A 21,148-nucleotide genomic window follows, 5' to 3' on the forward strand; every position below is an offset into this window, starting at 1 on the left:
CCTCGACATCCTCCACCGAACCCATAACACAAGCATGACAGCCGAAATCAAAATATACGGTTTATTTATCGGCGCGCCCTCAACGTCCGAAATCTTCCCCCGTCACACCTTTCCACCCAGCACGAAGACGCCGAGGCGAAACCAGACCCCAGCGGAGGGCGCGTTCGGTGCTTCAGGAGGCGAAGTGGTCTGTAGCGCCGATGAGGACTTCACGCATCGGCTCGTCCTGGGTACTGTGGCCGACCTCGTCGATGATGACCAGTTCGCTGCCCGGCCAGGCGTGCGCCAGCTCCCACGGGGTCCCGATCAGATGGTTCAGGTCGAGGCAGCCTTCGGCGAGCACCGCCGGGATATGGGCCAGCGTCTTGGCCTCCCGCAGGACGACGCCTTCCTCCAAAAAGGACCCCTGGCTCCAGTAGTGCGTGACGAGCCTGGCGAAGGCGAGCCGGAACTTCGCCGTCTCGAAGCTCTTGTACGGCGGGGAAGTCGGGATGATCGCGTCCTCCCAGGCACACCAGTCCGCGGCCGCCTTCTCGTGCACCGCCGGGTCCGGATCCATGAGCAGCTTGAGGTACGCCGCCGCCAGGTCGCCGTCGCGATCCTCTTCGGGAACGCCGTCGCGGAACTTGGCCCAGGCCTCGGGGAAGACACCGCCGAGGCCGCGGGTGAGCAGGTCTGTCTCGCTCCGTCGGCCGGTGGCCAAGCCCATCAGGACCATCTCCGAGACCCGGTCCGGATGCCGCTCGGCGTAGACCAGCGCGAGCGCCGAGCCCCAGGAACCACCGAAGAGCAGCCACTTCTCGATGCCCAGATGCTCGCGAAGCCGCTCCATGTCGGCGATCAGGTGGTCGGTGGTGTTGGCCGAGAGGTCGGCCTCGGGCTCCCCCGCGTGCGGCGTGCTCCGGCCGCAGCCTCGCTGGTCGAACAGCACTACCCGGTACTTGGCCGGGTCGAAGTAGCGGCGCAGGCCGGTGCTGCAGCCGGTGCCCGGGCCGCCATGCAGCGTGACGGCGGGTTTGCCGTCGGGGTTCCCGCAGACCTCCCAGTACACGAGGTGCCCGTCGCCGACGTCGAGCATCCCGTGGTCGTACGGTTCGATTTCCGGATACAGCCGTGTCACGTTCTCGTCCTCCCAGTCCCACCAGAAATACAACAGCGCTGTCACAGTAGCCCCTGGAGGGTGCCCAGTGCGCAGGGTTTGTCGTGCGGCGGTGCGCGGCGGGCCGGGTTGGTCGTGAGTGGCGATTCGGGCTGTTGAGAGGTGCGGCAAAGGTGTCGTGTCACTCGGGGTGATTGGTGTGTGGAAACAGGGACGCTCAACGTCCCTGTTTCCACACACCTCTCAAGCCTCTCGGGCTACCCGGCCGCCGTGACCGGTCCGATCACGGGGGACTGTGTGGATTTCTGGTCATCCAACGCACCAAAATCCACACAGTCGGCACCCGAGGCCCGGCGTCGCGCAGAGTCACTGACACCGCCCACAACCACACCGCGTTTGCCTCACCCCTCAAAGGGAACCCGAATCGCCACTCACGACCTGGACCTCTCGAAAAATCTTGAGGCTCGAGTGTCGGATCCGGCCTGAGCCGTTCGTGGAGGAGGTGAGCGGCCGCCACGAAGGCACCGCCACGAGCCACAGGGGATCAGATGTCTCACCAGGAACCCGTCGCCCGCCGCATGTACGACCTGATCGAGCCCATCGGTCTGGTGCCCTACCTCGCCGACGAGTCGGACCAGGCCCTGATCGCGCTCGGGCTGCGCAACCAGTGGGACGCCTACTTCGCCGGACGGGCCGCGCCGTTCGGCCGGTCGGTGCCCGCCGAAGTGGTCCACGCGGTCTTCTACAACTTCGCCCCGGGCGAGGTGGCGCGCCACATCCCGAAGGTCTGGGACCTGACCACCCCCGAAGCGGCGCTGGCCGCCCGCGAACGGGGATGCGTCGCGGGGCTACGGCGGATCCTCGGTAACCTCGCCGACGCCCCCGGTGTCGAGCACGCCGCCGACCTCCTGTTGAAGGCGGCCATCAGCGCACCGGTGGAGGGCCGCGCCCTCTACGCCGCCCTCCGCGCAGTCCCGGTACCGCAGGAGCCCCTGGCCCGGCTGTGGCACGCCGCCACCCTGCTCCGCGAGCACCGCGGCGACGGCCACATCGTCGCTCTGCTGGCCGAGGGCATCGGCGGGACCGAGGCCCACGTCCTCCACGCCCTGTCCGTCGACATGCCCGCGCACGAGTTCGGCCGGGTCGGGCATCTTCCCGCCGCGCAGCTGACCGCGGTCATCGACGGCATGCGCGACCGCGGCCTAGTCGGGAGCGACGGCTGGCTCACCGCCGCCGGCCGGGCCGCGAAGGAGCGCGTCGAGGCGATGACCGACAGACTCGCGGAGGCGCCGTACGACGCCCTGGACGCCGGCGATCTCGACCGTCTGGTCACCGACCTCAAGCCGATCTCGGCCGCCATCCAGGCGGACTTCCCGTGGTGACGACCTAGTTGCCCAAGGTGCTGGAGACGTGCCGGAGCGCGTCTGCCAGCTCCACCTGCCCGGCGGGTCCGATGTGGACCACCGCGTCGCTGCCTTGCCCGGTCGTGTAGCTGAGGTACCGGCCCCAGTCGGTGTCGGCGAAGTGGAGCGGATCCTCGACGGCCACGTGCCTGCCGACTTCGTCCCGCTTGCCGACGTAGAGCTCACCGCTCCCCTCGACAGGCCGCTGCACGAGGCTGACGATGTCGGCGATCACCGGCGGCAGCGAATGCGTGTCCGGGCCACGCCGGGCCGCCTCTTCGAGCTCGTACGCGCGGATCGTGCGCAGCCTGCCGCCGCCCGCGGGAACGGGCGGCAGCTGCTCGACCAGCGTCTCGGGCAGCCGACGGCGGTCGATCTCCTGCAGCCCGACCCAGTCGCCGGACGACACCGCGAGCACCGCCTGCAGCCCCAGGGAGGCGGCGAGAAGGCCGTACGTCTCACCGCCGGTGTTCACCCAGCCGTAGTACTCGATGGCCGGTTTCGTGAGCACCGGGAGCCAGTCGAGGAAGTCGACCGACGCGCGGCCGCTCGAGTCCAGCAGCCCGGCTTGCGCCAACGCGGCTTCCACTCGCTTGTCCGCCTCCGCGCGGGCCGTCCTGGACAGCCAGCGCGGTTCGGGACGCAGCGTGATGTGCAGGTCGCCGACGCGTTCGCGTTCGGCGAGCACCGCCAAGGCTTCGACCGGGACGTCCACCCGGCCTGTTCTGACGGTCATCCGCTACTCGCCGATGACCGGCGGGCTGGTCCGCTGGTCGGTGCCGAAGATCGCGTCAGGGTCGGCCTCGATGAGGTAGTCGGGACGCTGGTGCTCGTCGTCCTCGTCCCCTTCGGCGCGCCTGCCGCCCGCCCCCATCGGACCCATCTGGCCGCCGCCACGACCTCCCGCGCCACGGCCACCGGCCAGGTGGTCGGCGCCACCCATGCCGCCGCCGAGACCCCCCATGCCGGAGCCCCTGCCGCCGCCAAGACCACCGGAACCGGTTCCACCGGGACCGCCCGCGCGACCACCGGTACCGCCTTCGCCGAGAAGCCTTCCCGCGGCGGTGTTGGGTCCGGGAGCGTTGCGGCCGCCGGTGCTTCCGGGCGGGTTCTGCCCGGTGCCACCGGGGTTGTTGTAGTTCTGGCCATTGCCGTTCGGGAGGCCGATCACGTTGTCCAGGTCACCGGTACCGCGTCCGGGGGTCCGGCCCGGGATCTCCGTGGTCCCCCCGCCGGTCCTGCCGCGTCCGCCGCCGGACGGGAGCGTCGTGTCCCCCGGGCCCGGTTTCCTCGTGGGCGTGGTGATGTCCGGGGGATTCGGCCGGTCCTTCGGGTTGACCGGACGATCGTCGGTCGAGCCCGGCTTGGTCTGGTTGTGGTCGCCGCCCGGCTTGTTCTGGTTCCGGTCGGTGCCGTTGTCATCGGTGCCGCTGGTGTCGGTGCCGTCGTGGTCGTCCCCGCCACCGTTCCGGCCCGGCTTCACCGGGATGACCGGCGGCAGGATCGGCGGGTGGATCGGCGGCGGACCGCCACCGACCTTGACGCTGACGTTCGCGCCGTCGTTCTTCAGCACGCCGTAGTCGGTCGGCAGGCTGGACCTCGTGCTGCTGGTGACCGAGTCGTACTGGTCCATCACGCGGACGTTGTTCTGGTTCGCCGCCTCGTGCTTCGCGACGCCTTCTTGGTAGTTCTTGATGTCGTTGTTGACCATGAACGGCCCGGCGATCGGGATCGCGCCCTTCAGGCCGGTGCTCCAGGGGTTGGGCTTGTCCGGCTTCGGCGGCACCGGGACGACGGACGACCCTGAATCGTCGAAGCTGTCGGCCTGCTCGGTGACCGAGGCCTTCGTGGTGAACAGCGGATCCGCCGTCTCCTTGAAGGCCTGCTCCAGCGGGCCCGCTCCGGCATTCGCGGCGTCGGCCGCGGACCCGGTCCAGGACGTCGCCATCCGCGACTGCAAGGACTTGATGGCCATGCCGCGCTCGATATAGGCGTCCGAGAGTTCCGCGACGCGATCGGCCGCGCTGCGCAGGTTACGGGTGTCGCCCTGGGTGAAGTTCTCGTAGATCTGTTTGCCGTCCACCCTCATGCCCCCTTGAGTGTCTTGATCATGGCCGACGCGACTTTCTGCGCGTTCCCACAGGAATCCTGTTCGCTCTTGTAGCCCTCGGCTTGGGCACTGATCGTCAGGTCGTCGGCGACGCCGACGGAAAGATCGCAGTTGCCTGCCGCTCGCCGATCCGCCAGTCCGTAGTAGACGGTCGGATAGCCGTCGACTTCAGGGCCGGGCTCCAGGAACCTCAGTTGCCCGGCTTTCTTGGCCTTGTGCAGGCCGGCCAGGCCGCCCATGCCCTTTTCGCGGTTGCCGCTGCCGAGGATGATCTGCAGGCTGTCGGCTTTGCCTCGAATCCCCCAACTGCACGCGGGGTTGCTGGTGTCGTTCTTCGGTTCACCGGGCTCGGTGAAGCCCAGTTCCGCAGCCGCGGCGGCCGGCAGCAGTTTGCAGGCGTCACTGACGTACGCCGAGGCGTCCAGCGGAACCGCCACCTTCGGGACGTTCGGGTCCTCGGGCGCGGCGGACGAACCCGACGACGCAGACGTTCCCGGGGTCGGCGTCGGCGTGCCGGGGGTCTCCCCCGTGCAACCGGCGACCGCGACGGAAACGAGCACGAGCGCCGCCACCGCGGCGCGATTCCTCAACACGTTCGGCATCCTCAGGTCGTGCGCAGGGTGTTGGCCTGGTCGGTGGCCATGGTCTTCGTCCGGGCGATCTCGAGCTTCGCGATGTAGCCCTCGATGTAGGCCTTCATCGAGTCGTTCTGCTTCTGCAGCGAAATCACGGAGTCGATACCGGAATTGACATAGCTCGAACTGGCTTCGTCCTGCCCCGGCGGCATCAGGTCCTCCGAGATCCGGCGGATCCGCTCGCCGTCGTCGACGACCTTCTTCAGCTCGTCTTCCCAGAGCCCGATGACGGTCTTCAGCTCCTCCGGGCTCATCTCGAACCCGCCACCACCGCCGCCCCCACCGCCGTAAACGGTCGGTTCCTTCGGCGTGGTGAGGTCACCCCAGACGGCCTTGATCGCTCTCGCGGCGTCGTCGATGATGTTCACGCCCGCACCTTCCCCTCAGCACTCACTCACCGTGATGGACAAAGAGTAGCCAAGCGGCGGACTGCGTGTCAGCCGATCCGGCCGAGTGATCGGACGTGTTTCGGAACCGTCCGGTTCCCGGATGGACCAATCATCCCGCGAACTGGTCACAGTACGTACGTACGGATTGCATTAACCCGGTCGTCGGTGACAGGATTCCAGGATGCCACGGGTCAGCCAGGATCACCTCGACGCACGCCGGCGCCAGATCCTCGACGGCTCCCGCGTGTGCTTCGCACGCTATGGCTACGAGGGTGCCACCGTCAGGCGGCTGGAGGAAGCCACCGGTCTTTCCCGCGGCGCGATCTTCCACCATTTCCGCGACAAGGAGTCCCTTTTCCTGGCGTTGGCCGAGGACGACGCGGTCCGCATGGCGGACATCGTCGCCGAGCAGGGTCTCGTCCAGGTGATGCGCGAACTGCTGTCGAACCGCAGCGAGCACCCCGCCGACTGGCTCGGCACGCGGCTGGAGGTCTCCCGACGGCTGCGCACCGACCCCGAATTCCGCGCCCGCTGGGCCGAGCGGTCCCACCAGCTGACCGCCGCGACCCGCCGCCGCCTGCTGCGGCAGCGCGACGCCGGGATCCTGCGCGACGACGTGGACGTCGACGTCCTGACCGCGTACCTCGAACTGGTCCTCGAAGGACTCGTCTCCCACCTCGCGATGGGCCAGCCCGGTGACGATCTCGGTCCCGTCCTCGACCTGGTCGAGGAGAGCGTGCGGCGGCACCGCGCCCACGCGGCCGGGGGAACACGTTAAGCTTGTCCTATCGCCGCAGTACAGCGGCGGTGTCTGTTGATCCCGATTGAGGAGTGACTCTTTTCGTGCGCGACGCGCAGTCACCTGGTGACAGTATCGAGCCGGGTGGCGAACCCGGCTGTTCCGTGGACCTTCTTGCCGATCCCGTCCCCGCCGGCAGGAAATGATGGAAATCCTGCTCGCCGTTCTCGGCATTCTCCTGTTCCTCCTGCTGACCGTGGGTACCGGCCTCGCCGTAGCCGCTGAGTTCTCCCTCACCGCGCTCGAGCGCAGCACGGTCGACGCGAACGTCCGCCAGGTCGGCGACCGTCGCGCGCACACCGTGCAGAAGGCGCACCGCACCCTCTCGTTCCAGCTCTCCGGCGCCCAGGTGGCGATCACCATCACCACCCTGATCACCGGTTACCTCGCGGAACCGGTGATCGGTGACCTGCTGCACCCGCTGTTCACCGCCGTCGGATTCTCCGAAGGCGTCGCGAACGGCGTGTCGCTGGCGGTCGCGCTGATCCTGGCGACGTCGCTCTCGATGATCCTCGGCGAGATGATGCCGAAGAACCTCGCGATCGCCCGGCCGCTGCAGACCGCGCGCGCCGTGGCGGGATACCACTCGCGGTTCTCGTCACTGTTCCGCTGGCTCATCACGCTGATGAACAACAGCGCCAACTTCCTGGTCCGCAAGTTCGGCGTCGAGCCGCAGGAAGAGCTGCGGTCGGCCCGTTCGCCGCAGGAACTCGGCTCGATCGTGCGCTCCAGTGCCGAAAGCGGCACCCTCGACACGTCGACGGCCGAACTGCTGGACAAGTCGCTGCGCTTCGGCGAGCGGACGGCCGAAGAGCTGATGACCCCGCGCGTTCAGCTCGAATCGCTGACCGTGGACGACACGATCAACGACCTCATCGAGATCTCGCGCCGCACCGGCTTTTCGCGTTTCCCGGTCTACACCGAGGATCTCGACGACGTGCAGGGCGCGGTGCACATCAAACAGGCGTTCACCGTCCCGTCCGCGCAGCGCGCCACGGTGCGGATCGGCTCGGTCATGCGGCCGATCCCGACCGTGCCCGAATCGCTGCCGGGCGACTCACTGCTCAACCGGCTGCGTGACTCCCGGTTCCAGCTCGCGATCGTCGTCGACGAATACGGCGGCACCGCGGGACTGGTGACCCTGGAGGACGTCGTCGAGGAGATCATCGGTGACGTCCGCGACGAGCACGACGGTCGGGAAGCGCCCTCCTCCCAGCAGGTCGGCGCCGAAAACTGGCTCGTGTCCGGGCAGCTTCGCGCCGACGAGGTCACCGACGAGACCGGGTTCCGGATGCCCGACGGCGATTACGAGACCATCGCCGGGCTGATCCTCGAGCGGCTCGGCCGAATCCCCTCGCCCGGCGACGCCACCGATCTCGACGGCTGGCGGCTCACGGTGACCACCATGGACCGGCTGAGGATCTCCGAGGTCGAAGTGCGCCGCGTCGAGGAAAGCCCCGCACCCGCCGAGCAGGAGCCCGCCCGATGAGCGACTGGTTCAACATTTTCCTCGTCGTGGTCCTGCTGCTGGCCAACGCGTTCTTCGTCGGCGCCGAGTTCGCGCTGATCTCTTCCCGGCGCGACAGGCTGGAAGCCTTGCTGGAGCAGGGAAAGACCCGCGCCAAGATCGTGATCAACGCGAGCAGGAACGTCTCGCTGATGCTCGCGGGCGCGCAGCTCGGCATCACCATCTGCTCGCTGCTGCTCGGACGGCTGGGTGAGCCCGCCATCGCGCATCGGCTGGCCGGTTTCTTCGAGCTGTTCGGGATTCCCGAAGTCCTGCTGCATCCGATCTCGTTCGCGATCGCGCTGGCCTTCATCACCATCCTGCACGTCCTCATCGGCGAGATGGTGCCGAAGAACCTCGCGATCGCCGAGCCGGAGCGGCTGGCGCTGTGGCTGGTCCCGGTGCACGTGGCCTGGGTGAAGGTCGCCAACCCGTTCATCTGGCTGCTGAACTTCGTGGCGAACTCGCTGCTGCGGGTGTTCAAGGTCGAACCGAAGGACGAGCTCGAAACCGCCTACACCTCCGAAGAGCTCGCGGAACTGCTCAGCGAGTCGCGGCGCGAGGGGCTGCTGGAGCACTCCGAACACCAGCGGCTGAGCAAGACGCTGTCGTCGGTGGAGAAGACGGTGGCCGACGTCCTGGTCCCGACGGCGCAGCTGACCACTCTGCCCTGCTCGCCCACACTGGGCGACGTCGAGCGCGCGGTGTCCTCGACCGGGTTCTCCCGCTTCCCGGTGTGCACCGACGACGGGACGCTGACCGGCTACATCCACGTCAAGGACATCCTCGACCTCGTGGGCGAGGATCCGACGACCGTGGTGCCGTCGGACAAGACCCGGGCGCTGACCGAACTGCACGCCGACGCCCGGCTGGACGAGGCGTTGTCGGCGATGCGCAAGGAAGGCAGTCACCTGGCGCGGGCGCTCAGCCCGGCGGGGACCGCCGTCGGCGTCGTCGCGCTGGAGGACCTCGTAGAGGAATACGTGGGAACTGTCCGCGACGGTACCCACGTCATGTCATGACCGGCCTGATCGTCCTTCCCGAGTCCGTCTGGCGGGCTCGGGAGGACGACCACGTGACGAGGATGCGGCGCTGGACGACACCGCACCAGCGGCGCCGCTCGCGGGGCGAGAAGCATCCGGTGCTCGATTTCCTCTTCTCCTACTACTCGCACCGGCCCGGGCACGTCGAACGCTGGCAGCCGGGGCCGGACGTCGCGCTCGAAGGCCCGTCCGCGCGCCGGTTCCTGGAGCGGAAGGGCTACCTCGACACGCCGGACGGAGTCATGCTGGATCCGGCGGGCTTCACCGAGGGCCGGGCCAAGACCGCAGAATTCGTACTCGGGCTGCTTTCCGCGACGGCGTCCCGCGCGCCGAGGCTCAGTTGTTTCGGGCTTCACGAATGGGCAATGGTTTACCGGGAATCCGCGAGTGAGGTGCGTCACTCACAACTTCCGCTCCGGCTCGGTTCGGCCGGAACGGACGGCGTCGTCGAGTCGCAGGAGATCCGGTGCGGACATTTCGACGCTTTTCGGTTCTTCACCGAGCCCGCCCGGCCGCGCAACACGCTGCGGCCGGAGCGGGAGAACCAGATCGAGTTCGAGCAGCCGGGCTGCCTCCACGCCAACATGGACCTGTTCAAATGGGCGTACAAACTCGACCCGTTCGTCCCCGCCGAACTGGTCGGGGACTGCTTCGAGCTGGCGGCGGACATCCGGGAGCTCGACATGCGGGCCAGCCCGTACGATCTCGCGTCGTTCGGGTACTCGCCCGTGCGTATCGAGAGCCCGGAAGGCCGGGCCGAGTACGCTCGCGCGCAGGCTGGTTTCGCCCACCGGGCCGCGCCGCTGCGTGAGCACCTGATAGCGCATTGCCAACGGCTCCTGGGCGGGTTAAGGAAAGTTCCCGCGACACGCGGAAAACAACTGTGAGTCGTCGCATTCCCCGTAACATCCTCCCCTGTTAGAGTGATAACGGTTTGATTGCATACGCAGCGCGAGCGCGCACGTTTCGAAAGGACAACGATGGGGCGACACAGCGTGGCCGAGGAGCCGGTGCCGCACCCCCTCGACCCGCCGAAGCGGCTCGAGGGGCGCGGTGAGGCGACCGGTTCGCACCGGATCGTCGGGAAGAAGGCACCGCGGCGCAAGGTCGCCATGTGGCCCATCGCCGCTGTGGTCCTGGTCGCCCTGATCGCCATCGGCGTCTTCGGCTGGAACTGGGCGGACGGGGAGCTGAGCACCCGCGCCGAGGCCCAGGCCAAGGCCTGCGTCGCCGGCGACACCCCGATGCGCGTGATCGTCACCCCCAGCATCGAGAAGCCGGTCCGGGCGGCGGCCGAGCGGTGGAACAACGCCGCGACCGTGGTCCGCGATCACTGCGTGGTCATCCAGATCGACGCTCTGCCCTCCGCGGGCGTGCTCGACGGCCTCGTCGGCCGGACGAACCTGGACTCCATCGGCGGTCTTCCCGCCGCCTGGATCCCCGAGTCCTCTTACTGGGTGACCGAGCTGAACACCGCCAAGCCCGAACTGGTCGGTTCGCCCGCCCAGTCGGTCGCGACGGCGCGTTCGGCCGACTACCCGCTCGTCGGGCTCGCCGGCAAGAGCATCGACGAGGTCCAGATGCGCGCCTCGCAGACGTTCCGGCAGTTCCTGCAGCAGCCCGCCCAGCAGGCCGACTTCGCCGCCGCGGGCATCAAGGCCACCTGAGTTTCGCCTGAAAGGGCCCTTCCCGTCGCGGGGAGGGCCCTTTCACGTTCCAGGAGTGTCACGAAAGGGGCGTTCCTGACATCCGGGCTCAGACCAGGTCGAAGGTGTCCGGGTCGGGGCCGGTGCGGGTCCCGTCGTCGAAGTCGGCGAGGGCCGCGAGATCGTCGTCGGCCAGCTCGAAGTCGAAGACGTCGAAGTTCTCGCGGATCCGGGACGGTGTCACGGATTTCGGGATGGCCACCGTGCCGAGCTGCAGATGCCAGCGCAGCACCAGCTGCGCCGGGCTCTTGCCGTACTTGGCCGCGAGGGCGGTCAGCGTCGCGTCCGAGAGCAGAGAGCCCTGCGCCAGCGGGCTCCACGCCTCGGTGACGATGCCGTGCGCGGCGTGGAACTCCCGCAACGCCTTCTGCTGGAGCCGGGGGTGCAGCTCGACCTGGTTGACCGCGGGCACGATCCCGGTTTCGCCGAACAGCCGCCGCAGATGTGGGACGTGGAAGTTCGACACCCCGATGGCACGCACCCGGCCGTCCGCGTAGAGCTTTTCCAGTGCTCGCCAGGTTTCGACGTATTTGCCGCGCGTCGGCATCGGCCAGTGGATCAGGTACAGGTCAACGCGGTCGAGGCCGAGCGCCGCGAGACTCGCGTCGAACGCGCGGAGCGCCTCGTCGTACCCGTGGCCAGGATTCGGCAGCTTCGTGGTGATGAACAGTTCGTCGCGGGGCACACCCGCCGAGCGGATCGCTTCGCCGACACCGGCTTCGTTCCGGTACGACGCGGCGGTGTCGATGCTGCGGTACCCGGCCTCGATGGCGGTCCGGACGACCTTGGCCGTGTCGCCCGCGGGCACCTGCCAGACGCCGAAACCGAGTTGGGGGATGGCTACCTCGTTGTTCAGGACGACGGAAGGCACGGCCATGGAAGCAAAATCCTCACTGGGGTCTGTGGCAGGGCTTCTTGCCCCGCATCATTCCACCCTTCGCGCCGCGTAGGCGCGCAGATGCTCCGCCGTGTCCGCGTCGGCGGGGAAGAAGGACTCGATCACCAGCTCGGCGACCGTGATGTCCAGCGGTGTCCCGAAAGTGGAGACCGTGCTGAAGAACGTGAGTTCGGCGCCCTCGTGCCGCAGCCGCAACGGGACGAAGATGTCGCCCGGTCCGGGCACCTCCACCTCGGGGACGGGATCCGCGCACGGATAGGTGAGCAGTTCCTCCAGCAGCCCGGTCAGCACCGGATCGGCCGTCTGGGACACCTGCCGCCGCAGCCTGCCGAGCAGATGGGCGCGCCACTCCCCCAGATTCAGCACATGCGGCGCCATTCCTTCCGGATGCAGGGTCAGCCGCAGGACGTTGACCGGTGGCGTCATGAGGGCGGGCGAGACGAGGTCGGTCATGATCGAGACGCTCGAATTGGCGTCGACCAGGTTCCACCAGCGGTCGGCGACGGCGGCCGGGTACGGCTCGTGACTGGTCAGCAGCTGACGGACCGCCTTGCGGACCGCCGCCATCTCCGGGGCGCCGAGGCCGCTTTCGGCGTACGCGGGCGCGTAGCCCGCCGCCAGGAGCAGCTGATTGCGTTCCCGCAAAGGCACCTCCAGGTGTTCGCCGAGCCGCAGCACCATGTCACGGCTGGGCTTGGACCGGCCGGTCTCCACGAAGCTCAGATGCCGGGTGGAGATCTCCGCGGAGATGGCGAGGTCGAGCTGGCTGATCCGGCGGCGGTCGCGCCATTCCCGCAGGAGTTCGCCGACGGGGCGGCCCGCGCGGCTCGCGGTCAGTGTGGTCGTCACGATCACGAACCTACGCACCACCCGTGCCGGGCCGCCATTACCTCCCGCGTAATCGACGGGACCCATCTCCAGCCGACAGAGTTGCGGCATCGGTCACCCCGCAACGCAGTGGCCCCAACGAAAACGAGGAGACACCATGTCGGACATCCAGCGCGTCGCCGAGCAGTACATCGCCGTGTGGAACGAGACCGACGCCGACCAGCGCCGCGCGCTCATCGCCGAACTGTTCACCGAGGACGCCGCCTACACCGACCCACTCGGTGCCGTTGCCGGCCACGACGGTGTCGACGGCTTCATCGCCGGCGCTCAGGCCCAGTTCGCGGGCCTGAGGTTCAGCCTGCCCGCGGCCCCCGACGCGCACCACGACATCGCGCGGTTCCAGTGGTACCTCGGCCCGGAGGGCGTGGAAGAGCCGCTGGCGATCGGTTTCGACGTCATCACCGTCGAGGACGGGCGGATCAAGCAGGTGCTGGGTTTTCTGGACAAGATGCCCGGCTGAGGCTCAGGCGAAGGCCTCCGGCGGCGGGCAGGAGCAGACGAGGTTGCGGTCACCCGCGGCCCCGTCGATCCGCCGCACCGGAGGCCAGATCTTCGCCGCGCCGATACCGGCGGGGAAGACCGCGATCTCCCTGCTGTACGGGCGATCCCACGTCCCCACGAGGCAGCGGGCGGTATGCGGCGAGTTCCGCAGCGGGCTTGCCTCCACCGGCCACTCCCCCGCGGCGACCTTCTCGATCTCGCCGCGGATCGCGATCATCGCGTCGCAGAACCGGTCGAGCTCGCCGAGGTCCTCGCTCTCGGTGGGCTCGACCATGAGCGTTCCCGCGACCGGGAAGGACATCGTCGGCGCGTGGAGGCCGTAGTCGGCCAGCCGCTTGGCGACGTCGTCGACGGTGACACCGGTCCGCTTGGTGAGCGCGCGGAGGTCGAGGATGCATTCATGCGCGACCAGGCCGTCGTGCCCGGCGTACAGCACCGGGTAGTGCTCCGCGAGGCGCTTGGCGACGTAGTTGGCGTTCGCGACCGCGGTCAGCGTCGCGCGCCTGAGGCCTTCCGCCCCCATCATCCGGACGTAGGCCCAGGAGATCGGCAGGATCGACGCGCTCCCCCACGGCGCGGCGCTGATCGGGCCCACGCCGGTGGCCGGGCCGGCGTCCGGCTGCAGCGGGTGGTTCGGCAGGTACGGCGCCAGATGCGCGCGGACGCCGATCGGCCCGATGCCGGGTCCACCGCCGCCGTGCGGGATGCAGAAGGTCTTGTGCAGGTTGAGATGGGAGACGTCGGCGCCGAACCTGCCGTACTGCGCCACGCCGATCAGGGCGTTCAGATTGGCCCCGTCGACGTACACCTGGCCGCCAGCGTCGTGCACCAGCGCGCAGACCTCGCGGACGGTGTCCTCGTAGACGCCGTGCGTCGAGGGATAGGTGATCATGATCGCGGCCAGATCGGCCGCGTGCTCGTCCACGGTGGACTTGAGGTGCCCGAGGTCGATGTTGCCCTCGTCGTCGCATTTCACGACGACCACCCGCATGCCCGCCATCACCGCGCTGGCCGCGTTCGTCCCGTGCGCGCTCGACGGGATCAGGCAGACGTCACGCGCCGCGTTCCCGCGTTCGCGATGGTAGGCCCGGATCGCCAGCAGTCCCGCGAACTCGCCCTGGCTTCCGGCGTTCGGTTGCAGGGAAACCGCGTCGTAGCCGGTGATGCCGGCGAGCCACCGCTCCAGATCCTTCACGACGGTGAGCAGTCCGGCCGCGTCTTCGGCGGGCGCGAACGGATGCAGACCGGCGAACTCGGGCCAGGTGATCGGCTCCATTTCGGCCGTGGCGTTGAGTTTCATCGTGCACGAGCCCAACGGGATCATGCTCCTGTCGAGCGCGACGTCCTTGTCGGACAACGCCCTCAGGTACCGCAGCAGCGCCGTCTCCGAACGGTGCGCGTGGAAGACGGGATGGGTCAGGTAGTCGCTCGTGCGGCGCAGATCCGGCGGGAAACCGTCGGCGGTGTCCGCGTCGAGGGAGTCCACATCGGACACCGCGACCCCGAACGCCTTCCACACCAGGGAAAGATGCTCGCGGGTCGTCGTCTCGTCACAGGCGACGGCGACGTGATCCGCGTCCACGAGCCGGAGGTTGACCCCGAGTTCCCGTGCCGTGCCGACGACCCCTGCCGCCCGGCCGGGGACGGAAACCATGACGGTGTCGAAGAACTCGCAGTGCACGACGTCGACACCGCTTTCGGCGAGCCCAGCCGCGAGCACGGTCGCCATCCGGTGCGCGCGGTTCGCGATCGCGCGCAGGCCTTCGGGACCGTGGTACACCGCGTACATCGACGCGATCACCGCCAAGAGCACCTGGGCGGTGCAGATGTTGCTCGTCGCCTTCTCGCGGCGGATGTGCTGCTCGCGGGTCTGGAGCGCGAGCCGGTACGCGGGCGCGCCGTCGGCGTCCTTCGACACCCCCACCAGTCGCCCCGGCAGCTGCCGTTCGAGGCCCTGTCGGACGGCGAGATATGCCGCGTGCGGTCCACCGAAGCCCATCGGGACCCCGAACCGCTGCGTCGACCCGACCGCGACGTCGGCGCCGAGCTCGCCCGGCGACCGCAGCAGGGTCAGGGCCAGCGGGTCCGCCGCCATCACCACGGCCGCGCCCAGTGCCTTGGCCTCGGCGATGGTGTGGTCCCACTCGCGGACGGCACCCGAAGCGCCCGGATACGACAGCAGTACCCCGAAGAAGTCGCCGCCGAGGCCGAGTCCGGTGATGCCCTGGGAAAGGTCCGCGGTCACCAGCTCGATCCCGAGCGGCTCGGCGCGGGTGCGCAGGACCTCGATCGTCTGGGGCAGGGTGTCCTCGTCGACCACGAACCGGTTCGATTTCGCCTTGCCCGCGCGGCGGACCAACGTCATCGCCTCCGCCGCGGCGGTCGCCTCGTCCAGCATCGACGCGTTGGCGATCGGCAGGCCGGTCAGGTCGGCGACCATGGTCTGGAAGTTGAGCAGCGCTTCGAGGCGGCCTTGCGAGATCTCCGGCTGATACGGCGTGTACGCGGTGTACCAGGCCGGGCTCTCCAGCACGTTGCGGCGGATCACCGGCGGGGTCACGGTGTCGTGGTAACCGAGGCCGATCATCTGGACCATCGGCCGGTTGCGCGCGGCCAGGGCGCGGAGTTCGGCGAGCGCGCCCGTCTCGGTGGCGGGCGGCGGCAGCTCCGGCGGTGTCGCCGACTCCCGCAGCGACGCGGGGACGGCCCGCTCGGCGAGCTCGTCGAGAGAGGCGACGCCGACGACGTCGAGGATGCGCGCGAGCTCTTCGGCACCGGGACCGATATGCCGGTCCGCGAAGGGGGTTCCGGTTTCGAGGGCGGCCAGTGACACGGGCTCCATCGGGGACCTCCCAAGACGCGGGGGTGCGGCCGGGACGGCTTGTCCTGGCCCTCCCCACTCTGTCCGTACCCCCATGGGGCGCCTGAGAGTTTCGCCCGTGGGTTGAGTCGGGCTTGCACCGTCGGCGGGGCCGCCAGGTGGTGACCTGGCGACTCACTTTCCAGAGGCGTCTAGTCCGCGCGGTCCAGGGTGCCTGAGAGGTTCCGGGGAGGACTTGCTCCTTCGGCGCCGAGCTGTTATCGGCTCGGTCTCTCCCGCGCGGATTCGTCGACCGCGGAAGTGAGCCTACCCTGCCGCTCACGCGGCCTCATGATCAGCCGGTGCGACGTGCGTTACGGCGCTGCGTGAGCTCGTCCGGCGTGACGGTTTCGATCACGCCGCCGTCGGCCCGCTCGGCCTGGAACTCGTGGATGGTGCCGCTGATCTCCTGCATCGCCCCGCTGACCGCGATGCCGAAAACGCCCTGTCCGCCCTGGAGTAAATCGACGATCTCTTCGGGCGAGGTGCACTCGTAGACGGTGGTGCCGTCGGAGAACAGGGTGACCCTGGCGAGGTCGCGGACGCCACGCAGCCGGAGGTGATCGACGGCGACGCGGATGTTCTGCAGGGAGACGCCGGTGTCCAGCAGGCGCTTGACGACCTTCAGGACGAGGATGTCCTTGAACGAGTAGAGCCGCTGCGAACCGGAACCGTGCGCCGTGCGGATGCTCGGCGCGACCAGCTTCGTCCGGGCCCAGTAGTCGAGCTGCCGGTAGGTGATCCCGGCGATCTGACAGGCGGCGGGACCGCGGTAGCCGACGAGTTCGTCCGGGAGGGAAGAGTCTGGGAACAGCTCGCCCTGCTCGCCGTCAGCGACCGGAACGAGCGGCTCTTGAGGGCTACCAGCCTCGACCACGCCATGCCTCCCCTCGCCCGACCTGGCGGCCGGCGAACAAAGCCGCGCGGACCCACGTGAGTCCGCACCGGAGTCAACCGTCAAGACGAATGCCCCAGACATCCGAATCACACCTTGGCGATTTACCTCCATTGACGGTAAGCGCGTCCGGCAAAGCGGTCAACGCGACGCGCGGTCGACCTCAAGCTCTTCTTGAGGCTTGCCAGCGCCAGTCCCCCGTTCGGCCGCGCTCTTGCCACTTTTACTCAGCCGTGTTATTTTTTACTCATGCAAGTAAACCCCTCCACCCAAAGTGCCATGCAAGAGGTCCAGGCGGAGCTGGGGCTGTCGGTCACCGAAGCCGCGCGGCGGGCCCAGATCATCGGCGCCACTATCGCGACGATCTCCGAGCTCGGCTACCACAAGACGTCGTTCGCGAAGATCAAGGAACGGGCCGGGCTGTCCAGCACCCGGATCATCTCGTACCACTTCACCAACAAGGCCGGCCTGATGCAGGCCGTGGTCACCACCGCGACCGGGATGAAGGACAAGTTCCTCGAGGAGCGGATCCAGGGCACGACCGACCGGGCCGGGCTCTTGCGCGGCTACATCGAATCGGAGATCGCGTTCCTCGGCTCGTACCCGGAACTGGTGCGGGTCATGGTCGAGCTGGGGTCGAGCGGCTCGGACGCCGAGGGCTGGTTCATGTCGGCGCCGATGGTCGAGGAGTTCCGGACCGGGCGGCTCGAACGCCAGCTGCGGCAGGGGCAACAGGACGGCTCTTTCGGCGACTTCGCAGCGGACGTGATGGCGCTGTCGATCGCGCAGGCCGTCGACGGTGTCGCCGCGAAGTTCGCGGCGGACCCGAAGTCGGACCTGGAGCGGTACGGGCGGGAACTGGCGGACCTGTTCGTCAAGGCGACCGCGGCCTGAGGTCCCGGGGCCGCCGGGGGGCAGTCGTGAGCGTTTTGGGTCGTTCTGACGACCTGAGACACTCACGACCATCTGGACCAACTCGGTTCCGAGCCCTTGGCTCGTTTGAAGTACGTGAAGGCCCCCTTCACGTACTTGGGGAAGGGGTCCTTCACGCGCAGCCGCTGTGACTGCTGGGGCCAGCGTGGCGATCTGGAGGGTAGCGAAGGCCTCCTTCACTACCCTCAAGGTAGGCAAGGGGCCCTTCACGGACCGGACCGGCGAGCAACCCCAGCCAGAGCCCGGCACCCAAGACACCCTCGGCGCGCACCTGGCCGAAGAATCACCACACGCAAGAAGAAGGGGCGGCGCCACCGGCGCCGCCCCTTCGTTCAAGATTTCAGGATGTGATCAGGTGTCCGCGCCGCGGAAGTCCTCGGGCGAGACGGAGTCGAGGAACTCGCGGAACTTCTCGACCTCGTCCTCCTGCTCGTCGGGGATGATGAGGCCCGCTTCCTCCAGCACCGCGTCGACGGCGTGGATCGGCACCCCCACCCGCAGCGCCAGTGCCACCGAATCGCTCGGTCGCGCCGAAACCCGGATGTCCCCGTCGAAGACCAGTTCCGCGAAGAACGTTCCTTCCTTCAGATCGGTGATGACGACCTGTTCCAGCTCGCGGCCCAGCGCCCCGATGACCTCCTTGAGCAGGTCATGGGTGAGCGGACGGGCCGGGCGGACTCCCTGCTGCTCCAAGGCGATGGCCGTGGCCTCGACCGAGCCGATCCAGATCGGCAGATAACGCTCGCCTTCGGTTTCCCGCAGCAACAAGATCGGCTGATTCGCGGGTAGCTCCACCCGCACGCCGACGACGCGCATCTCGCTCATCGGGCTTCGCCTCCCTCTCGTGCGCACGGGCCGCAACGCTTGTCTCGACGACCAAGCGACGGCAGTCCCGACGCTACCCGTCTTCCGAGCGCTGTGCTCGCTGTCTCCGACATTCCCGGTTCGCCCGCGGCAAACCCAACTCCACGGTACGGCATTGGATGCCGAACATTCAGTCATTGACAAGTGGCCTCACGGCGGTTTCCGGTCCCCGGAACCACTCAACCGCCCGTGACAGCCCGTATTCCGGCCTTCACCAAGAGCGTATGTAACGCCACGGTCAGTGCGGCGAGCTCTCGGACGACCTCGTCGCCCCTCGCCTGGGCATCCTCGTCACGATGCCGATACACCGGGGTCACGATCTGCTCCAGCAGGCCGACCTCGCGATCGGCCGCGGCCCGGAAGGCACGCAGATGTCTCGGCTCTATACCGAATTCGGTCATCGCTTTCACGGTCTTCGCCACGAGGACCGCGTCGGGATCGAAGAAACCCGCCGCTCCTGGGCGGACGAGACCGTATTGCCGCAGCTCAGCCAGGGTAGCGGCGTCGATGCCTGCCTGGCGGAGCAGATCTTCCTCGGTCAGCCTGATCTCGCGATCGGTCTCGAAGTCCCCGGGGGACGGCAGTCCGCCGTTTTCCCCGGGGGCTTCGAGCGAAACGAGTTTCCGCGGCGGCTTGGGCAGTTCCGCCGAAGGCGCGGCGCCCTGATCCGCCGCGTCCAGCTGTTCCTTGATGACCTTCAACGGGAGGTAGTGATCCCGCTGGGCGGACAGGACGAACCGCAACCGCTCCACGTCCGCCGGAGCGAACTGCCGGTACCCGGACGGGGTCCGGCCCGGTTGGACCAGACCCTCCGCCTCGAGGAACCGGATCTTGGAGATGGTGACATCGGGAAAGTCGCCGCGCAGCTGTGCCAGCACGGCCCCGATGCTCAACCCATCGCGCTGCGACGCATCCCGATCAGGCCGCCCGGCCGCCGTCACCGTGCCCCCTGGCCCCCGGAACCCGGGCCGGTCAGGAAGACCAGGCGGAACTTGCCGATCTGCACCTCGTCGCCACCGGCGAGGACGGCCTGGTCGACCGGCTCGCGGTTGACGTAGGTGCCGTTGAGGCTGCCGACGTCGATGACGACGAACTCGCCACCCTCACGGCGGAACTCGGCGTGCCGCCGGGAAACCGTGACGTCGTCGAGGAAGATGTCGCTGTCCGGGTGCCGTCCCGCACTGGTGGTGTCGCGGTCCAGCAGGAAGCGCGAACCCGCGTTCGGGCCGCGCTTGACGACCAGCAGCGCGGAACCCGCGGGAAGCGCGTCCACACCCTGGACGGGGGCCTCGGCAGCCGGAGGAGCCTCAGTGCCTTCGACGTCGGCCAGGAAGTCGGCCCGGAAGACAGAAGTCCGCTCCGGAGACTGCTCCGGGGGAACGCCGGGCCCGTCGTTCGTGCTCACCTGAGCTCTCCTAACGCATGTGTGTTGCCACTACTCAAGAACGTGTGGAGGTCAAACGTACCGTGCCTGATCGAAACTCCGGCCCGCGGCTCCCCCTACTCTTCCCGGAGGGCCGCGGCCTGCGGCTATTCCTTGATCAGCGCCTGGTACGCCTCCGCCTCGAGCAGGGATTCGACCGAGCTCGCGTCGTCGAGACGGAGTTCGATCAGCCAGCCCTCGCCGTAGGGGTCGCTGTTGATCAGCTCGGGTGAGTCGGTCACCGCGTCGTTGACCGCGACCACCTCGCCGTCGAGCGGGGCGAACAGCTCCGAAACGCTCTTGGTCGACTCGACCTCGCCGAACGCGTCGCCCGAGCCGACCTGCTTGCCGACCTCGGGCAGTTCGACGAACACCACGTCACCGAGCTGGTCCTGGGCGTACTCCGTGATGCCCACGCGCACGAGCCCTCCGTCACGGACGGAGACCCACTCGTGTTCCTCGGTGTAGCGCAGTTCTTCTGGAGTGGACAACGCCGCTCCCCTTTCCGATGCTCTCGCTCGAAACCGACGCGCGCAGTTTCGCATCCCGCCCGGTCACGCGCCCGGCGCCTCCCGTGAGCCCGCCGGATCGGCCGTTCGCAGCGCCCGGGTCGTCTGGACGACGTACAGCACGCCCGAATAGACGTACAGGACGGCGCCCCACGCCGTGAACGCGTACCCGATCGGCCGGGCGATGGCCGCGATGTCGGAGCCGCCCTGGGTGACCAGCAGGAACGGGAAGGCGTACATCAGCACGAAGGTGGCGCCCTTGCCGATGTAGGTGACCTCCGGCGGGGCGAACCCGCGGTGGCGGAGCACCAGCACGCAGACGCCCAGCACGGCCTCGCGCACGACCAGCGGGACCACCAGCCACCACGGGACGATGTCGCGGATGAGGAACGCGATGAGCGTCGCGAGGATGTAGAGCCGGTCGGCGGCGGGGTCGAGCAGCTGGCCGAGCCTCGACATCTGGTTGAGCCAGCGGGCGAGTTTGCCGTCGAGCCAGTCGGTGAGCGCGCTGAACACGAGCAGCCCGAGCGCCCAGCCGTCCTCCTTCGGGCCGAGCAGCAGCCAGAGGAAGACCGGCACCCCGGCGAGCCGGAGGATCGAAAGCATGTTGGGGACGTTCAGGGCCTGCCGCAGCAAAGACGGCTCTTCACTGGTCACGCTCGGTTCGGGGGGCGTACTCACCCGCT

At 68.5% G+C, this 21,148-nt stretch carries 22 protein-coding genes and 1 riboswitch; of the genes, 8 read left to right on the top strand and 14 right to left on the bottom strand.

Annotation, left to right across the window (positions count from 1 at the left end):
- Positions 1–172: 172 nt before the first annotated feature.
- Complete coding sequence (gene pip / locus ACFOSH_RS02035; protein WP_378236863.1) at positions 173–1,165, bottom strand: prolyl aminopeptidase; 993 nt, start codon at positions 1,163–1,165, stop codon at positions 173–175.
- Between the two features lie 482 nt (positions 1,166–1,647).
- Between pip and ACFOSH_RS02040 the strand changes: the two genes are divergently transcribed.
- Entirely contained in the window at positions 1,648–2,481 is an 834-nt protein-coding gene (locus ACFOSH_RS02040; protein ID WP_378236864.1) for an SCO6745 family protein, read from the top strand.
- Between the two features lie 4 nt (positions 2,482–2,485).
- On the opposite strand, the gene ACFOSH_RS02045 is transcribed toward ACFOSH_RS02040, so the two are convergent.
- Genes ACFOSH_RS02045 through ACFOSH_RS02060 form a run of 4 tightly spaced genes read right to left on the bottom strand, consistent with a single transcriptional unit; the run spans position 2,486 to position 5,615 of the window.
- Positions 2,486–3,217 carry an ESX secretion-associated protein EspG gene (locus ACFOSH_RS02045; RefSeq protein ID WP_378237079.1) on the bottom strand — a complete coding sequence of 244 codons (732 nt, stop codon included), beginning with the start codon at positions 3,215–3,217 and terminating at the stop codon, positions 2,486–2,488.
- Positions 3,218–3,241: 24 nt separating this feature from the next.
- Positions 3,242–4,591: a hypothetical protein gene (locus tag ACFOSH_RS02050; protein WP_378236865.1), complete on the bottom strand. Its 1,350-nt coding sequence runs from the start codon at positions 4,589–4,591 to the stop codon at positions 3,242–3,244.
- Positions 4,588–5,214: a DUF3558 domain-containing protein gene (locus tag ACFOSH_RS02055; protein WP_378236866.1), complete on the bottom strand. Its 627-nt coding sequence runs from the start codon at positions 5,212–5,214 to the stop codon at positions 4,588–4,590. Before ACFOSH_RS02055 ends, ACFOSH_RS02050 begins: the two co-directional genes overlap by 4 nt.
- Positions 5,215–5,216: 2 nt before the next feature.
- A complete protein-coding gene (locus ACFOSH_RS02060; RefSeq protein WP_378236868.1) occupies positions 5,217–5,615 on the bottom strand; it encodes a hypothetical protein in 399 nt (132 codons plus the stop codon).
- 202 nt (positions 5,616–5,817) lie between these two features.
- Between ACFOSH_RS02060 and ACFOSH_RS02065 the strand changes: the two genes are divergently transcribed.
- From ACFOSH_RS02065 to ACFOSH_RS02085, 5 genes are all read left to right on the top strand, one after another.
- Complete coding sequence (locus ACFOSH_RS02065) at positions 5,818–6,414, top strand: TetR/AcrR family transcriptional regulator (protein WP_005150059.1); 597 nt, start codon at positions 5,818–5,820, stop codon at positions 6,412–6,414.
- Between the two features lie 163 nt (positions 6,415–6,577).
- On the top strand, positions 6,578–7,924 hold the full coding sequence (locus tag ACFOSH_RS02070; protein WP_378236869.1) for a hemolysin family protein: 1,347 nt from the start codon (positions 6,578–6,580) through the stop codon (positions 7,922–7,924).
- On the top strand, positions 7,921–8,964 hold the full coding sequence (locus ACFOSH_RS02075; RefSeq protein ID WP_378236870.1) for a hemolysin family protein: 1,044 nt from the start codon (positions 7,921–7,923) through the stop codon (positions 8,962–8,964). Before ACFOSH_RS02070 ends, ACFOSH_RS02075 begins: the two co-directional genes overlap by 4 nt.
- Positions 8,961–9,872: a 3-methyladenine DNA glycosylase gene (locus tag ACFOSH_RS02080; protein WP_378236871.1), complete on the top strand. Its 912-nt coding sequence runs from the start codon at positions 8,961–8,963 to the stop codon at positions 9,870–9,872. The genes ACFOSH_RS02075 and ACFOSH_RS02080 overlap by 4 nt, the downstream gene beginning before the upstream one ends.
- A gap of 93 nt (positions 9,873–9,965) precedes the next feature.
- Entirely contained in the window at positions 9,966–10,652 is a 687-nt protein-coding gene (locus tag ACFOSH_RS02085) for a hypothetical protein (protein WP_378236872.1), read from the top strand.
- Positions 10,653–10,740: 88 nt separating this feature from the next.
- On the opposite strand, the gene ACFOSH_RS02090 is transcribed toward ACFOSH_RS02085, so the two are convergent.
- Together ACFOSH_RS02090 and ACFOSH_RS02095 are read right to left on the bottom strand one after the other, a co-directional pair.
- Positions 10,741–11,568, bottom strand: coding sequence for an aldo/keto reductase (locus ACFOSH_RS02090; protein ID WP_378236873.1), 828 nt, complete (start codon positions 11,566–11,568; stop codon positions 10,741–10,743).
- A gap of 48 nt (positions 11,569–11,616) precedes the next feature.
- Complete coding sequence (locus tag ACFOSH_RS02095) at positions 11,617–12,444, bottom strand: helix-turn-helix domain-containing protein (RefSeq protein WP_378236874.1); 828 nt, start codon at positions 12,442–12,444, stop codon at positions 11,617–11,619.
- A 130-nt stretch (positions 12,445–12,574) separates the two neighbouring features.
- Between ACFOSH_RS02095 and ACFOSH_RS02100 the strand changes: the two genes are divergently transcribed.
- Positions 12,575–12,937 (top strand): nuclear transport factor 2 family protein, encoded by a 363-nt coding sequence (locus ACFOSH_RS02100; RefSeq protein ID WP_378236875.1) that lies wholly within the window; start codon positions 12,575–12,577, stop codon positions 12,935–12,937.
- A gap of 3 nt (positions 12,938–12,940) precedes the next feature.
- On the opposite strand, the gene gcvP is transcribed toward ACFOSH_RS02100, so the two are convergent.
- Together gcvP and ACFOSH_RS02110 are read right to left on the bottom strand one after the other, a co-directional pair.
- A complete protein-coding gene (gene gcvP, locus ACFOSH_RS02105; protein ID WP_378236877.1) occupies positions 12,941–15,820 on the bottom strand; it encodes an aminomethyl-transferring glycine dehydrogenase in 2,880 nt (959 codons plus the stop codon).
- Between the two features lie 170 nt (positions 15,821–15,990).
- Positions 15,991–16,087, bottom strand: a riboswitch (glycine riboswitch).
- Positions 16,088–16,133: 46 nt separating this feature from the next.
- Positions 16,134–16,715 carry a MerR family transcriptional regulator gene (locus ACFOSH_RS02110; protein ID WP_125794182.1) on the bottom strand — a complete coding sequence of 194 codons (582 nt, stop codon included), beginning with the start codon at positions 16,713–16,715 and terminating at the stop codon, positions 16,134–16,136.
- A 297-nt stretch (positions 16,716–17,012) separates the two neighbouring features.
- Here ACFOSH_RS02110 and ACFOSH_RS02115 point away from each other — a divergent pair, with 297 nt between their 5' ends.
- A complete protein-coding gene (locus ACFOSH_RS02115; protein WP_378236878.1) occupies positions 17,013–17,627 on the top strand; it encodes a TetR/AcrR family transcriptional regulator in 615 nt (204 codons plus the stop codon).
- Positions 17,628–18,017: 390 nt separating this feature from the next.
- Here ACFOSH_RS02115 and ACFOSH_RS02120 read toward each other — a convergent pair whose 3' ends face one another.
- The 5 genes from ACFOSH_RS02120 to ACFOSH_RS02140 form a co-directional block, all read right to left on the bottom strand.
- Positions 18,018–18,491, bottom strand: coding sequence for a bifunctional nuclease family protein (locus ACFOSH_RS02120; protein WP_005150031.1), 474 nt, complete (start codon positions 18,489–18,491; stop codon positions 18,018–18,020).
- Positions 18,492–18,709: 218 nt separating this feature from the next.
- Positions 18,710–19,471: a transcriptional regulator FtsR gene (gene ftsR, locus ACFOSH_RS02125; protein ID WP_378236879.1), complete on the bottom strand. Its 762-nt coding sequence runs from the start codon at positions 19,469–19,471 to the stop codon at positions 18,710–18,712.
- The gene (gene garA, locus ACFOSH_RS02130; RefSeq protein WP_016334077.1) at positions 19,468–19,935 is read right to left on the bottom strand and encodes a glycogen accumulation regulator GarA; all 468 of its coding nucleotides are present in this window, start codon (positions 19,933–19,935) and stop codon (positions 19,468–19,470) included. Before garA ends, ftsR begins: the two co-directional genes overlap by 4 nt.
- A 125-nt stretch (positions 19,936–20,060) precedes the next feature.
- A complete protein-coding gene (gene gcvH / locus ACFOSH_RS02135; RefSeq protein ID WP_378236880.1) occupies positions 20,061–20,444 on the bottom strand; it encodes a glycine cleavage system protein GcvH in 384 nt (127 codons plus the stop codon).
- A gap of 63 nt (positions 20,445–20,507) precedes the next feature.
- Entirely contained in the window at positions 20,508–21,143 is a 636-nt protein-coding gene (locus tag ACFOSH_RS02140) for a CDP-alcohol phosphatidyltransferase family protein (RefSeq protein ID WP_378236881.1), read from the bottom strand.
- Between the last annotated feature and the right edge of the window lie 5 nt (positions 21,144–21,148).

It is taken from the genome of Amycolatopsis speibonae, assembly GCF_042647925.1.
Classification (GTDB): Bacteria; Actinomycetota; Actinomycetes; order Mycobacteriales; family Pseudonocardiaceae; genus Amycolatopsis; species Amycolatopsis speibonae.